Origin of the sequence: Halorubrum sp. FL23, assembly GCF_052439115.2 — an archaeon.
Taxonomy (GTDB): Archaea; Halobacteriota; Halobacteria; order Halobacteriales; family Haloferacaceae; genus Halorubrum; species Halorubrum persicum.
On the sequence record NZ_JBQVRO020000018.1, the window covers coordinates 1 to 13,103 of the forward strand.

General features: G+C 51.7%; 10 protein-coding genes. 3 read left to right on the forward strand and 7 right to left on the reverse strand.

The annotated features are described in order from the left end of the window. Nucleotides 1-97: 97 nt before the first annotated feature. Together ACT4MF_RS16160 and ACT4MF_RS16165 are read right to left on the reverse strand one after the other, a co-directional pair. Nucleotides 98-2,947: a UvrD-helicase domain-containing protein gene (locus ACT4MF_RS16160; RefSeq protein ID WP_444683385.1), complete on the reverse strand. Its 2,850-nt coding sequence runs from the start codon at nt 2,945-2,947 to the stop codon at nt 98-100. Then, nucleotides 2,944-5,529, reverse strand: coding sequence for a PD-(D/E)XK nuclease family protein (locus tag ACT4MF_RS16165; RefSeq protein ID WP_444683384.1), 2,586 nt, complete (start codon nt 5,527-5,529; stop codon nt 2,944-2,946). Before ACT4MF_RS16165 ends, ACT4MF_RS16160 begins: the two co-directional genes overlap by 4 nt. Before the next feature lie 226 nt (nt 5,530-5,755). Here ACT4MF_RS16165 and ACT4MF_RS16170 point away from each other — a divergent pair, with 226 nt between their 5' ends. After that, a complete protein-coding gene (locus tag ACT4MF_RS16170) occupies nt 5,756-6,280 on the forward strand; it encodes a hypothetical protein (protein ID WP_444683383.1) in 525 nt (174 codons plus the stop codon). Nucleotides 6,281-6,320: 40 nt separating this feature from the next. Here ACT4MF_RS16170 and ACT4MF_RS16175 read toward each other — a convergent pair whose 3' ends face one another. Next, nucleotides 6,321-6,989 (reverse strand): serine integrase family protein, encoded by a 669-nt coding sequence (locus ACT4MF_RS16175; RefSeq protein ID WP_444683382.1) that lies wholly within the window; start codon nt 6,987-6,989, stop codon nt 6,321-6,323. 290 nt (nt 6,990-7,279) lie between these two features. Next, on the reverse strand, nt 7,280-7,471 hold the full coding sequence (locus ACT4MF_RS16180) for a hypothetical protein (protein WP_444683381.1): 192 nt from the start codon (nt 7,469-7,471) through the stop codon (nt 7,280-7,282). Between the two features lie 334 nt (nt 7,472-7,805). Between ACT4MF_RS16180 and ACT4MF_RS16185 the strand changes: the two genes are divergently transcribed. Beyond that, nucleotides 7,806-9,446: a restriction endonuclease FokI C-terminal domain-containing protein gene (locus ACT4MF_RS16185; RefSeq protein WP_444683380.1), complete on the forward strand. Its 1,641-nt coding sequence runs from the start codon at nt 7,806-7,808 to the stop codon at nt 9,444-9,446. 194 nt (nt 9,447-9,640) lie between these two features. Further along, nucleotides 9,641-10,177: a hypothetical protein gene (locus ACT4MF_RS16190; protein WP_444683379.1), complete on the forward strand. Its 537-nt coding sequence runs from the start codon at nt 9,641-9,643 to the stop codon at nt 10,175-10,177. 49 nt (nt 10,178-10,226) lie between these two features. On the opposite strand, the gene ACT4MF_RS16195 is transcribed toward ACT4MF_RS16190, so the two are convergent. From ACT4MF_RS16195 to ACT4MF_RS16205, 3 genes are all read right to left on the reverse strand, one after another. Beyond that, nucleotides 10,227-10,508, reverse strand: coding sequence for a hypothetical protein (locus ACT4MF_RS16195; protein WP_444683378.1), 282 nt, complete (start codon nt 10,506-10,508; stop codon nt 10,227-10,229). A 503-nt stretch (nt 10,509-11,011) separates the two neighbouring features. After that, the gene (locus ACT4MF_RS16200) at nt 11,012-12,379 is read right to left on the reverse strand and encodes a hypothetical protein (RefSeq protein ID WP_444683377.1); all 1,368 of its coding nucleotides are present in this window, start codon (nt 12,377-12,379) and stop codon (nt 11,012-11,014) included. After that, nucleotides 12,376-12,777 (reverse strand): hypothetical protein, encoded by a 402-nt coding sequence (locus tag ACT4MF_RS16205; protein WP_444683376.1) that lies wholly within the window; start codon nt 12,775-12,777, stop codon nt 12,376-12,378. The genes ACT4MF_RS16200 and ACT4MF_RS16205 overlap by 4 nt, the downstream gene beginning before the upstream one ends. Nucleotides 12,778-13,103: the final 326 nt, after the last annotated feature.

Here is a 13,103-nt window from a genome sequence, read left to right on the forward strand (position 1 = left end):
CTCAACGAGAAGATTCACTGCACTACCTCAGTTGAGGCCACTGGAGGTGAAGTCTAAACGGTTCTGAGACGCGACCACATTTTGAAAGTCGAAGGAGTCACTCCCTGTGTGTTCGGACTAGCTCCTTGAGTTCCGATCGACTGAGAGGCTTAATCTCACGACGGTCACCATCATCAGTATAGAAGATTGAGGCAGTGACCGACCGATCTGGATATTGGTCGGCAACGACATGATAGTATATACTGAGCTGTTTCTTGTACTCGTCTTCGGCGTGGGTTGTGAGGTCCGTTTTGTAGTCGATGATGTCGACCTGGGAAGGTGTGACATGAAGCAAGTCGATGATCCCACCGATCGTCACCTCTTCGCTGTCGACAGTCAACGGGAGAAACGCATCAATCTCGGCGATCATCTCGCCATCAAGAGAATCCAAGAATTGCTTCACACGCTCCTTATCAGGGTTACCAGCGGTATTGACAGACTCACCAAGCACATATCGCTCCGCGAACTCGTGGACATCTGACCCGAATTCCATCCCTCGACCGCCAGTATCCCCTTCGAAAACAGCGTCGTCAATAAACGTATGAGGCGAGTAGCTCGTTGGCCCATCAGGCTCGGGAATGGCAACCGTGAATGGTGAATACTCCTGGTCTACCGGGTCGAAGGAAGACAGATCTGGATCGACCGTCTCGATATTAACGGGAAGTTCGTCGAGGAACACATTTGGATCCTCACCGCCGGTCAAAATGACGTGGCTCTCAGCGCGTGTGATAGCCACGTAGAGGAGTCGGCGTTCCTCATCGTAGTTCTGGGGGAGACACTTGTTGAGAACGTCTGTCCGCCAGTTGTCGTAGACGTGTGGAACACCATGAGCCTCCTCAGAGTACACCTTCCGCTTTCTGAGTCCAATCGGGTCAGTGTACGCAATATCGCTCCCACTGCCGCCCGTCGATGGGAACTTGTTCGTGTTCATATTCGCGAGGATGACGATCGGATATTCGAGTCCTTTCGTCGCATGGATCGTCTGAACAGTCACTGCATTCGTCCCCGCACCAGCGTCTACCTCGTGGGTACTGCCATCTTCGATTGCTGCTTCGATGAACTGAATCAGTTCTCCACGGGTGAACGTTGTCGTCGAATACACTGACTGGATAGTGTCAAGGACGACATCAGCAGTTGGACCGCTCCGGTCGTACCGATCAAACACGCGACGGGCGACACCGCCGAACGTCTCCATCTCGTGGAGCTCTTCGCGGAAGGCAACCATCGCGTCAGGGTACGCGTCGCGGTCAATGATCGCCTTCACCTCGTCGATCGTGTACCCGGCCTCCTCCAAGACGAGCGCCCAGCCACGATTGGCGTTGCGTTCGAGAATCCGAAGCCATGCTAACAGCAGCTTTGCGGCGTCCGTTCGAAACACCTCAATGCCACCTTCGTACGCCATCGGCAGATCATAGGTGTTCGCCGTGTCGAGTAGATCTCGTCCGAAATCACGGGTTCGAGTCAACACGGCTATATCGCCGTATTTCGGCACGCGGTACTCGCCATTGTCACCCTCAACGGCGTAGTCATCATTGTCGACGATATCGTCGATTTTCGCGAGGATTGCCTCGTGTTCATCCTCGCTTGTGAGCGCCTCGATACGACTCTCGTCATGGTCTGTGTCGGCCTCCAACCGGGTGACCGTCTCAGTGATTGCCTCTACATCCAGTGATTCGCTTTTTGTCGCACGGGCTGTCAACGCATGTGTGGAGAACCTCAGGATGGATTGTGTCGACCGGTAATTTCGTGTCAGTTGTTTGCCGGCAGCCGCCATCGGCGAGAAGCCGACGCGATCTGCGTCATGGTTGAGCTCATTGACGAACTGGTGGAGCCGATCGTCGAACTCACGGATGTTGTCGACGTCAGCGTATTGGAAGCTATAGATACTCTGTTTCCAATCACCGACCACACAGATGTTGTCTGTGCCGGCCAGAAGAAGCATGAGCTTGAACTGGATCTCACTAGAGTCCTGGAACTCGTCGACCATCACGTACTCGTACCCCAGCCGCTCTCGGAGGTCGTGATCTTCGCACAGAAGAACGAACGCGAATAGCTGTAGGAACCCGAAGTTCAGGTAGTTCCGCCGGAGCGCAAATTCAAGATACGCGTGATACACGTCATGGACGAACTGCTTGAGTGCTGTTCGATCCTCGCCGAAAACACGCTTGGCAACGTCTGCTGGAATCTGCTTGCCGGTTCCGCGAAGCTCCCATTTCTCGGGAGCTTTCGGGAGGTAGGTTTTCTCTTTCCCGTAGTTGTTGAGCTTCTTGCGTAGTTTCGACTGCTTGTTCCCGTCGTTTCGAGACGCATTTAGATCGGTGAACAGCGTCTCGAACGCTGCGAAGTCACCGTCGAGGTATGACTCACCGTCGCGGTACCAGCCGTTTGTGGTGGGAAACACACCCTTCGCAGACAGCTCTTTAATGAGATCGAGCAGTTCCGTCGTCTCCGAGATCGCTGTGAAAAACTCGCTGTACTCAGGGTGCGCGTCGATGAACTGGCCGATGAACTCACGAAACAGCGCCTGTTCGATGATGTCGTCTTCGATGATCCGCGTCGAACCGGTGATCGCCTCCTCTACTCCGAGGTGTGTCGGAGCATCATGGCCGTGTTCGTCGAGGATATCGTGTGCCAACGAGTGGAACGTCTGGATTGGGGCGTTCGAGAGCTCCCGCATTCCGTACTCGCTGTTCCGGACAATTCGGTCGCGCATCTCCTCGGCAGCGTTGTTCGTGAAGGTGACCAACAGGACATCGGATGGAGACACCCCATTCTGCCCGACGATATTGGCGTATCGGCGAGTGACGGTGAAGGTTTTCCCGGTACCAGCCCCCGCATCGACGAGACACAGGCCTTCGATCGAGTTGATGAGTTCGCGCTGCTCCGGATTCGGTTCGACGTCACTCATTGTTCACCCTCCAAGAGTAAATCCCGATTGTCTACCCGCCGGTAATTCGGCTCGCCGGCAAGTCCCTTAATGGGAAACGGCTCGTCACCCATACGACGTCGGTTGAGTTCTGTCAGCCGCTCGTCAACAAACGACTCAAACGCATCCAGGTCAGGTTCAAAGAACGCACCCTTCTGTTGCCGGGCGATTTCCCGCATGACCTGTTTGCTTCCCCTCGTTACGTAGACGAATTCACCAATCTCTGCCTCGAGTCGTTCGATCATCGTCCGGCCGAACTCTGACTCTATGAGTTCGTCGCTGTCAGTTGTCTCAACGAGCGGTGCAGCATCGAAGAGAGCAGCGTACGTCTCATAGTCGATCTTCGAAAGGATCTTTTGACACTTCTTCGCACCCTCCTCACGAAGGTACTCGAAGAACTCCTCTGTACGGACGTGTTCTGTGAGAGTTCCGGGATAGTACGTCACCGTCGTCAGCGCGTCGTCGATATCAACGTCACCGGCGATAGCGTCGTCGACGAGCTCAGTAACGTAGAAGAACGTGAATGAGAGCTGTTCTGCGGGCGTTTGTGAGCGCCAGTAGGTGAGGTACAGCAACGCCTGGAAGTCAGGCTCATCGGATGGGTCGTCGATTGCGGCGTCTTGGACGATCGAATTGGCGTCGTTCTCACTTCCACTTTTGTAATCCAGCAGCTCAGTTTGTGACTGGACAAGGTCGATCATTCCGTTGATTCCCAGGTCCTCATCAACGAACCGACGTTCAGTCACCGGCGACTCGATATCGTACCCGAAGTAGTCGGCAATGGCGTTCTCATTACTGCTGGAGGGCGTGAGGAACGTTCCGTCTTTCGGGGGGTTGTTGTCGAGGTACGAGACGATTGTTTCGAGGCTTAGACGGTACTCAGTCCGGCGAGTCTGTTCATCAACGGAGCGAATCAGCGGACGGACTTCATCAAGCATGAGGTCAACGACCTCTGTCAGCGCCGCGTCGTCGATGACCGCAGGATGGGTGACGTAGAACTCCGCAAAGTCATGGAGTAGGTTACCTTCAGTGAGATACTCTTTCTCTGGGCCGTCGACGATCCGGCTGAAGTAGTAGTCTCGGGGTGAATTCACGTAGGTGTTGAGACTCGACTTACTGATCGTCTCGACTGGTTCAGGAGACACGTCTACTGGCTCGGTGTTGAAAACAGCCCCATCGTGTGGTTCAGATCGGAGTTGATGGGTGGTAGACGGCAGTTCTGAGAAGCGGTCGTACTCTTGTTCGAGGAGCTCTCCGAAGTACAGACACGGGGTAACGGGCGACCCGCCGGTGGCATCCTGAACGAGGTAGTGTTGCTGACTTCCACTCTGTAACAACAACTGGAAACTCTTGAGGTTCCGCGTGAACTGAGCATCCTGATCAACCCACGGACGACGTGGTGCTGAGTGGGTCCACCGATCGTCGAGACCGAGATAGAAGACAACCTCACGACCGACGTATGATGCCGATTTCGCGTCAGCGAGCAGAACACCTTCGTTATCCCGATCGACAGGTACCTCATACGTCTGTAGATAGTACGATAGCTCATCGAGTCGAGCTTCCGTGACAGTCTCGTCGGCGATCCCAAGCTCATCTAGCTCCGTTCGAAAGGCATCAAGCGTGTCGTCGGTACGGCCTTCGAACGCCGAAAGCGCATCTGAAAAGGTGTATTCCCGGATGTCGTGACAGAAGTCGATCAGCCATGACAGATCTCCATCACCGAGTTCGTGGAGGCGCTTGTCTGCGTCACGATCAGCCACATCATATCCAAAAGCCGTTAGTAGAGATTGGATCTCATTGATCCGGGTGTCAACCCCGCGGTGGGCAGTCCGGAGGAAATGAAGAAACAGCCGGTGTTCGCTGCGGTCGGTAAAGCCCGGTCCGCCGAAAAATGGAATCTCGGCTGCTTCGAGTGCAGACTCAATAAGCGGTGAGTACTCGCTTTCCTGATCGAGGACAATCCCAACGTTCTCAGCATTCGTTTCGGTAACTGCATCGACGACTGTCTCGATGATCGCAGTCGGTGAATCATGGATGCGAAACGGCGGTAGCTCAAACTTCGTGTCTGTAAAGAGGCTGACCGTATCGTACTCAGTAGGCAGATACGCTCGTTCGAGTTGCGTAAGCATCTCCGGTTCGACGACCACCACGTCGAGATCTGAATCAATAGTGTCGTTCGTGAGCTTCATCGAAGCGGTCTCGAGGTCCGCGATTCGCTCAACCGCCCGTTCGGTTGCCTCGTCGATGTAGGCATCGTACTCGAAGATAGCCTCGTGAGAGCCTTGGTGTTCCCAACACTGGAGGATATTCCCGACTGCATAGGCACACCGTTTCCACGAAAGATTCTCGTTGGCGATCATACCGAGGAACGCGAGGCGATCCTCAGACTCCTGACGTCGGCCGATTGCAAGGCGACGTGGTGGGATCGCAAACGGACCAAGATGTGGCCGGTCTAGTTGCCTGTTGAGGACACTTGCAAGTGGTCCGTCTGGGGTAATCACCCGGTCGTACGATCGGACTTCGTCGTAGAGTTGGGCTGAGGATTTCGCGCGGGGAAATGGCACATCCAGAGGAGTCAGCGATATCGGTTAAATCTTTGTTATGATAGGCTCTATTGAAATCCGGTATTCGACTACAAAATTCTCTCCTCAGATGTGTATGAACCTGTTACAGACTGAATCCAGCAATCTGTTGTAGGATAACCAAGTAACGAACACAATTTGCTAGTGGGCGGTGTGACGAGAGCTAACCCTCATAATGATAAAATTGTAGCATGGTTGTACATAGTACATGCTGATTGAGGCGTTGATCCAGCTTTTTGGACCGAGGGTATCGGTTCTCGCGTTGCTCCTTGTGGGGTTTGCGGTCGAAAAACACTACGTGAGCCGAGTAACAGTCTTTACAAACACGATCGCTCTGAATGTCCACCTACTATCACTGGAACAAACCTCCCAGCTCTTAGTTTCATACGGCAATTTGGGGCTCGTCTTCGGGATCTGGGGATTTGTGGCGTACACAATCAATTGGAAAACGAGTATTCTGTACAACCTGCCAGCATACTCGCTCTACTCTTCGCTCCCGGTAGCACTGGTTATTCTAATTGGACCGGATGGATGGTTTCCCGCATTGGTTCTTGCCTCTCTAATGAGCCTTGGCGGAGGATACGTGTTGGAAACTGAATTTGGAGTTGATATCTCACACTGGGGACCAAGATCCGGCCAAGTGAACAGATTCATCGAGACGGCGAGGATGAAATATGAAGACGCATACGGTGTTTATGAGGTGGATCTAGCGCTCGGTGAATTCGAGAGATAAGTGGCCTACCTTTGTGATCGTGTTGTGAGATTCTAGGTGCCTACGATTCTGCGATCTGCTCGCGATTAATGTACCATTCACGCCGATCGAGAACATTCTGAATAGTCGCAACTGGGATGTCAACTGCGTCGGCAATCTCTCGGCGGCTCTTCCCGGCATTGTCGAGCTGGAATATCTCCATGACGGTGTCAAACTCTTCCCCCGGCACCTGATATTGACCGGCGTCGTCGTATGTCATTCCGAATCGCGGGCGGCCATGATCATACCTGTCTTCGATCCGGCGGCGGACCGCTCGGCGAGACTTCTCGATTTCCTCCTCTTTGGTATCGCGCTCGATCCGTCGCTTGAGATCAAACGTGAGGTCGTCTTCGTTGACGTCGCCCACGTAGACGATCTCGGCGTCACCCTGCCTCGCCGCGTACTGGATTACAGAGAAGTACTCGTCGCGGCAGATGCGTCGGTCGTCAAGGGCGACGAGGTAGTCGAAGCTGCCTTCGCGGAGCGCCTCGACACGGTCTTTCACAGTTTGGTTCTGATCGAGGAGCCCCGACGGGTCGTCCCGTGTCATCGTTGAAAATCCGGTGTGAACACCAAGGTCGAGCGTTTCTACCTCGTCGGCAAGCGCTGCCACGAGGTCGCGTTGCTCTTCGAGGCCTACATCTGACTCGTCACCCTTCGACTTCCGGATCCACGCGAGTGCCCTACTCATCGACGACTGTCACCTCCAGTGAACTCCCCGAATTAACCTTCCATTCTAGCCGCTTCCCGTCGAGTTCCATCGCCTCCGCAAGCCCCTTCGGAACGGTCACTTTGTACTGTCCGTTTGCCCCTTGACTGACTCGCGTTTTTGCCATTTCTGTATAGGCCTAAAAACAGGACTAGAATTAGTTGGCTCTGTTGAAATCCTCAACAAGTGATATATTCTGACCCCGGTTGTGGTCAGTACAGGGAACTCACGTATCACTCGATACTGAGACTATCCAAGGGTGGTGCGAAAAATCACTTCTCAGTATTTTGCTGAAGATTGAAAAGAACGAACCCAGAAGTGAGACCGCCTACAACAGCCGGAATAACCGCTTCAAGTAGACCTCCGTCAAAGAGAATTAATTCGAAAACACTCCATATTACCACCCAAGCCACCACATTAGTCGTTATGAATACCCATTGATTTTCTAAGTCAAATAAGGCCATATCTGCGAATTATGTTCCTGTCTCTAATCCGTACCGGTGTCTTCGCAGCTCTCATCGACCGGCTGTTTCAGAAGAGAATGTGTCTGAAGAATAGGATTTCAACAGAGCCAATTAGTTCTAATGTAGGTGTTCAGATAACCCCGGTATTCTGGACAGTAAATACGCCCCTCGCGTTGTTGGCGAGAAAACGACAATATATGGAGATCAGGGCAACCGTGACGAGCGGGGTGTCTCGGAGTTGAAGCAGGCACGGGACGTGCTGCTCGATAGCTGAGACCAGTAGCTTGGGGGGATCTATTTTAAATTATTAGTTGTATGATTAGTTCATATACCTATGAAGCTGGAGGCCCTCATCGATCAGGACTGGAATAGCTACGAACGGAAACGGTTTGTGAAAGACGACACGAAGGCTAAAACAGATGATTTTGACCCGGAATCGTTCAAACACGATGGGTTTGATGATCGGGATAAGTATCTCGAAACGTACGTTCCTGCTCTTGCCGACCCCGATCGTCTCAGGACTGAGCTAAACGACTTCACTCCGCCAAGGCTGACTGCGATTAACGACTCACCATACCAGGCGCTTGTTATACGATATGGGATCCTTCGCCAACTTATCCAACAGCCTGACTATAGCATGGAGAAGGGTGATCTACTAGACGCAGTCCAGGAGTGGCAACGGTCGTTCATCCAGCGGTACAATGAAGACTCTTTTGAGGAAACAGACGATCTCCTTCACCTCGCGCAGGCTGCCGTCGACTACCAGAACCAGGTCGACGATTCAGAACTTCATATGGTGTACAGTTACTTTGAACTCCATAATCGGGCCCAAGATAGCAAACACGAATATTACACGTGGATGGACTTTTTCCAGCGCCTCTCGTCAATTGGGCGTTTCCCCAAAGTGTCCCGGTCAGACAGCCCCGAACACGCTCTAGACACAATCGAAAAAGGGCTGTGGTCACTTCAGGAGCAGGCGTTAGTGTATGAGATAAACGGCGACCATACCAATGAGCTTGTAGGGATCCCCGAAGACTACCTCGAGGTCGTCCGAGATTGGTTATACTACGAGATGTCGGAGGAAAACCTCCTCTCGATGTTGGAGACCCTTGATGTATTCGACCGTCAGTCTGTTCTGATCGAGGCTCGCGAGCGGTTTGGTGTAGAGGGGAAAAACTATGGCCGGAATGAGAACCGTCGCGAGAACATCGCCAAGGCAGGCATCTATCCGAGTGAACTGCTGAAAGAAGTAGTCGATAAAGAGGATCTGAAAGAGCTCATCGATCAGTACGGGCTCGACGCTCACAAGCGGCGAACCGACGAGATGGTGTCCGCTATTATTGAGTACTTCGAACAGTCCCAGAAGTCAGTCGAAGAGGGGGAGCCGGAAGTCGACCTCTATCTCGGTGCGTATGAAGAGATCGCAGATGGTACTGTCAATCAAGTTCCGCCACAGCTCCAGGATCTCGTCGACGCCGATAACGCGAACGAGAAACTGGACATTTTGTTTGAAGACGCGACAGGGGAGATCTTCCGTGAAGCGTTCAATCTGGAGGGCGTGAATCAGTTGGGTCAAAAAGCAACCGGAATGGTCGCTGATGGAGAAATTGAACAGGGTGGTCAGTGGCTCCTTTGGGACAATAAGCGACGTCGAAATAAGTTCAAGCTCGGAAGCGATACACGGAGTAAAATTAAGAGCTACATTGATACAAAGGACCAGCAGCATGATGTCGAGTGGTTCCTGATCATCGCACCAGATTTCACGGAGAATGCGGAGTCGAACGCGATGCAACTCGAGATGCAAGTCGGAACTGATATTCGGTTAGTTCGGGCTCGTGATCTGAAAGAGCTGGCAGAACTCTGGAAAGAGGAGTACGCAGAAGACGATCGAGAACTCCCATTATCCGTCTTCCGAGGGTCAGAGCTGTTTGAGGTGGAGACTGCCAGGAAACTGCTGGAGACTCAGTTTTCCTAAACTGGGTCTGCTGAGCCTTTGATTGAGGCTGCGTTCGTGAGCTGGTGAAGGAACTCCACGGTGACCAGTGCGGCCGCGCAAAAAGTCAGTGGGTCAAAATACAGCGGCGAATTCCTTACTTCTCAAACGCTGTTCAGGAACTGAAGCTGTGAGCCTGATCCGGGATTCATTAGCGATCCGTGTGAACTACCGCTATGCCAGCGAGTCGAGAGAGCACATTCCATCACAGTGCCGATGCTGACGAGGATATGCTATCGATTAAGTCAGAGGGAGATCTCGAACCGTGTCGCTCTGTTTACTTTACAGACCAGAGTCCGAGTTTCACAATCCATGTAACAAATATCTCTGACGGAACCATCAGTGGCCGCGTTTTAGCCCGCGTAGAATTTGACGAGTCGGATGAAGATTATGGACCAGAAACAGCTAAGATCGGTGTAGAGTTAGATCCCGGAGAGAGTACCTCAGGGACTTTAGATCCGGACATCATGTCGTATCAAGGCCACGCCGCTATCAGGATTGATCAAGCGACAGTTCGTGATTCTGGCGAAGACACCGACTATGAGATTAGAAAGAAATCAGGGAACCGGCGAGATCGGATCTATACTTTCATGGTCTACGATCGGGACTACTATCGCGTTAACTCCCTTTGGCCGAGATACTCTCAGTACTTGGCAGCCTTCCTTTCCGTCCTGATCGTGCTTGTCGGTGTTATTCAGATAACGATGGCCTGAGTACTTCTCAAACGCCGTCGAAGGTCGACCTTCGATGAAATAGAGGCAATTACTCACTTAGCCGACCGCCCTGCGCTTGTACCCGCGCCGTGTCTAAGACATCGCTTGCCACCTGATCCAGGGGGTAATCGTCATAGTTCTGGTTCATGTAAAGTAACGGTACAGCGGTATGATTCAGTAGGGAGATATGCCTTTTTGTGTCACCGGAAAACGCCTGTAGACCATACTGTCTATCTCCCGTTCTCGTAATGAGTAGAAAGTTGTCGCCCTCTTCAAGCGATTTTAGTTGCTCAATAGCAGCTTCAACAGAGTCCTCCATTTCCTCGCTCATACAATCCGAAACACGTTACGTGACTAAGAGTTGTCGGTCGTTTGAGATTTGACCGGGCGGCAGAAGATGGAAGTGTGAGATTTGGATTCTATTAGGAGACTCCAAAACCCGCCTCTTACGCCTCCTGGGGCTCATCTTTTGGTCATGTTCTCGTATAGGTCGATTTTGTTTATACTAGCACGGGTTCGCACGGTTTTCCGAGAACCAGTACCTTCTTGACGTGTTTTGAGACCAACTGGCACACACTGAGAAAAATAAGGCGGCAGTATATATGCGAATATTGATAGATCGACCTGTACAATTCTTAGAGATACGATACTGTGTTCACGTCCATTCCAGAGCCGATCTCAGTAAAGCCACTCAGAAGGAAAGTATGGGTAGAAAAAATATAATCCGCTGTGAAGAAACTTAGTTGTAGACAAACTCAATTTTCTCATCTTTCCCAAAGATTCCTACATAAGTCTCCGCTGTCATGGATTCCTGCTCAATTAAAAGAGAATAGTTCACGGTGTGAAAGAGAATGTCAGATCGGATCCGTCTTGGAAATATAGCGTAACTGTAAGTTCCTTACCAGCGGCGCTCTGTAGATTTCCACCATTATTCCGGAAATAGGCTAGCGTGACCTGAGCGTTCTCGTTCTGACTCAAGATGCCGTTCTGTGTTAATGACTGTTCAGTACCTACTTCATATCCAAGTGCTCCAGAGGGATCATTTGCATCCTCGTAGATGCCTGCTGTTGATGAGTCTATAAACACCTCATGTCCAGTAGGTCCGCTAAAGACGTTCTGCTCCCGTATTGAGTCTAGTCCTCCCCCCTGCGCGTCTATTTTAATCCCGGTGATTGTGACATTTGAATTTCCATTATTTTGAATTTCAAAATCAACCCGAGATCCGAATTGTGTGGCAGATCCACTATCTACGACATATTGAATCTGATCGGCGGAAGTACTGCTATCACCATCGTCCCCATCACCAGGACTCCCACCGTCACTAGGCCCATTACCGAGACGTGCTTTATCGTTTTGAGTCGGACTTTCAGGTGCCTCTTGTACGCCGACCGTATCCACAGTCAGGTTGCTGGCAGTCGTATTGAGCGTCAGGTTGTAGACGTTCCTGTTGTTGATGTCGTCACCTGTGTCCGTAACGCCGCCGTAGACATTGGTATTGGTCGGGAGATTCGTTTTGGTTTCCCAGTCGTCTTCGCTCAACCGCGTCGGAATAGTAACTGTGAGATCACCTTTAGGAAGGTTACCAGTGACATTCTCAGCTGGGCGGAGTTCAAGCGTAATACGTCCAGTCCCACTCCGGCGAAATTCGTTCTGGAGTGCCGTAATTTGTACCTCTCCATCATCAACGAGGTTCTGATCTTCAATCACCGCGATTCCACCCCCCTCGTCACGAGCATCAAGGTAAAGCACGGATGCGTCATACCACGTCGGAGAGCGATCCAGCTCGTTGTATCCTGGGCGATACTCGATGAATCGCGTTGGAATCGTTATAGTTCCTTCAGGTGTGCCACTATTATTCGAAATTGTGATTGGATATGAGTCAGTTGTTCGTATAGTTCCAGATGGTGGAGGTGGATTTATCGCGAATACGCGGGTTGAATAGGTAGTGCCCAGCTGAACGGTCTGGTACTGCGGTTGGTCGATGCTCCCGGCTTGTAGAATACCCGCTCTGAGCTCAACCAGATCGTTACGGACCTCCCCGGAGTGTTGGAACTCAGTCTCCGCGTTCTGCTGTGGAACCACTTCTACCTGATACAGTGAGAGCGCAAGGATCAGAAATCCAAACAGAATAACGACCCCGATGACTGACGAAACAGCACGATTGTCGTCTATCACTGACGTGCTAACTGATTGGTCGCTCATTGTGGATTCACCTGAACACGCTGTGTATCTTCTGCTGACGGCCGGATGGCTAGTCGAATGTCTGCAGGGCTTGGAGTGATATAGAGGAACCAGTACGCAATCATAAGATGGTGAAGATAGTATGGGTCAGCGATTTTAATCTGCTGCCAAACACCGGTTTGAATAGCAATGACAGCAGCCACGCTGCCGACAAATAGCGGAGCGAGTGCAATCATCCGAAGTGTGACTTTTGCCGGCACTCTCTCAAAATCAAGACGAAGTCGGAGCGGGACCCATGAGGTATGCTCAATTGAAATCGGGCAGGCAATCCGAGCGACTGCTAGGTGGGTGAGTTCGTGGAGTCCTATCGCAAGAACCGGGAAGCCGATAGCGAGAAAGATTGCTTGAACTCCAGCCATACCAAGTCACTATTTGCTAAGCATTTAAATCTGGTATTCAAATTTGATGTCCATGATAATCGAATCTAGTACCACGTTTCGGGCTTACAGCCCCAATCTCGGTATGTAGTCTGACCATCCCAGACATGTGACTGCCAGAGCGAGTACGCCAGCGTCAATAGAGAAATCACGACCAGTACAGAAAGTCGGAATAGGCTACGAGGTTCTCAGAGTGTGTGTCGCGTTGGCCCGATAGCTCTCGCCTCCGACTTGTACAGTACATTCTCGACGTGATTTCAGATCAGCTATCCTGTAGTGGAGACAATAAAACGGCAGTCTATCATACC

Bases quoted from the DNA above. Each gene is read 5' to 3' on its own strand.
- ACT4MF_RS16195 (WP_444683378.1), bottom strand. From the start codon at position 10,508: ATGAGCGAGGAAATGGAGGACTCTGTTGAAGCTGCTATTGAGCAACTA.
- ACT4MF_RS16160 (WP_444683385.1), bottom strand. From the start codon at position 2,947: ATGAGTGACGTCGAACCGAATCCGGAGCAGCGCGAACTCATCAACTCG.
- ACT4MF_RS16185 (WP_444683380.1), top strand. From the start codon at position 7,806: ATGAAGCTGGAGGCCCTCATCGATCAGGACTGGAATAGCTACGAACGG.
- ACT4MF_RS16170 (WP_444683383.1), top strand. From the start codon at position 5,756: ATGCTGATTGAGGCGTTGATCCAGCTTTTTGGACCGAGGGTATCGGTT.
- ACT4MF_RS16200 (WP_444683377.1), bottom strand. From the start codon at position 12,379: ATGAGCGACCAATCAGTTAGCACGTCAGTGATAGACGACAATCGTGCT.
- ACT4MF_RS16205 (WP_444683376.1), bottom strand. From the start codon at position 12,777: ATGGCTGGAGTTCAAGCAATCTTTCTCGCTATCGGCTTCCCGGTTCTT.
- ACT4MF_RS16190 (WP_444683379.1), top strand. From the start codon at position 9,641: ATGCCAGCGAGTCGAGAGAGCACATTCCATCACAGTGCCGATGCTGAC.
- ACT4MF_RS16175 (WP_444683382.1), bottom strand. From the start codon at position 6,989: ATGAGTAGGGCACTCGCGTGGATCCGGAAGTCGAAGGGTGACGAGTCA.
- ACT4MF_RS16180 (WP_444683381.1), bottom strand. From the start codon at position 7,471: ATGGCCTTATTTGACTTAGAAAATCAATGGGTATTCATAACGACTAAT.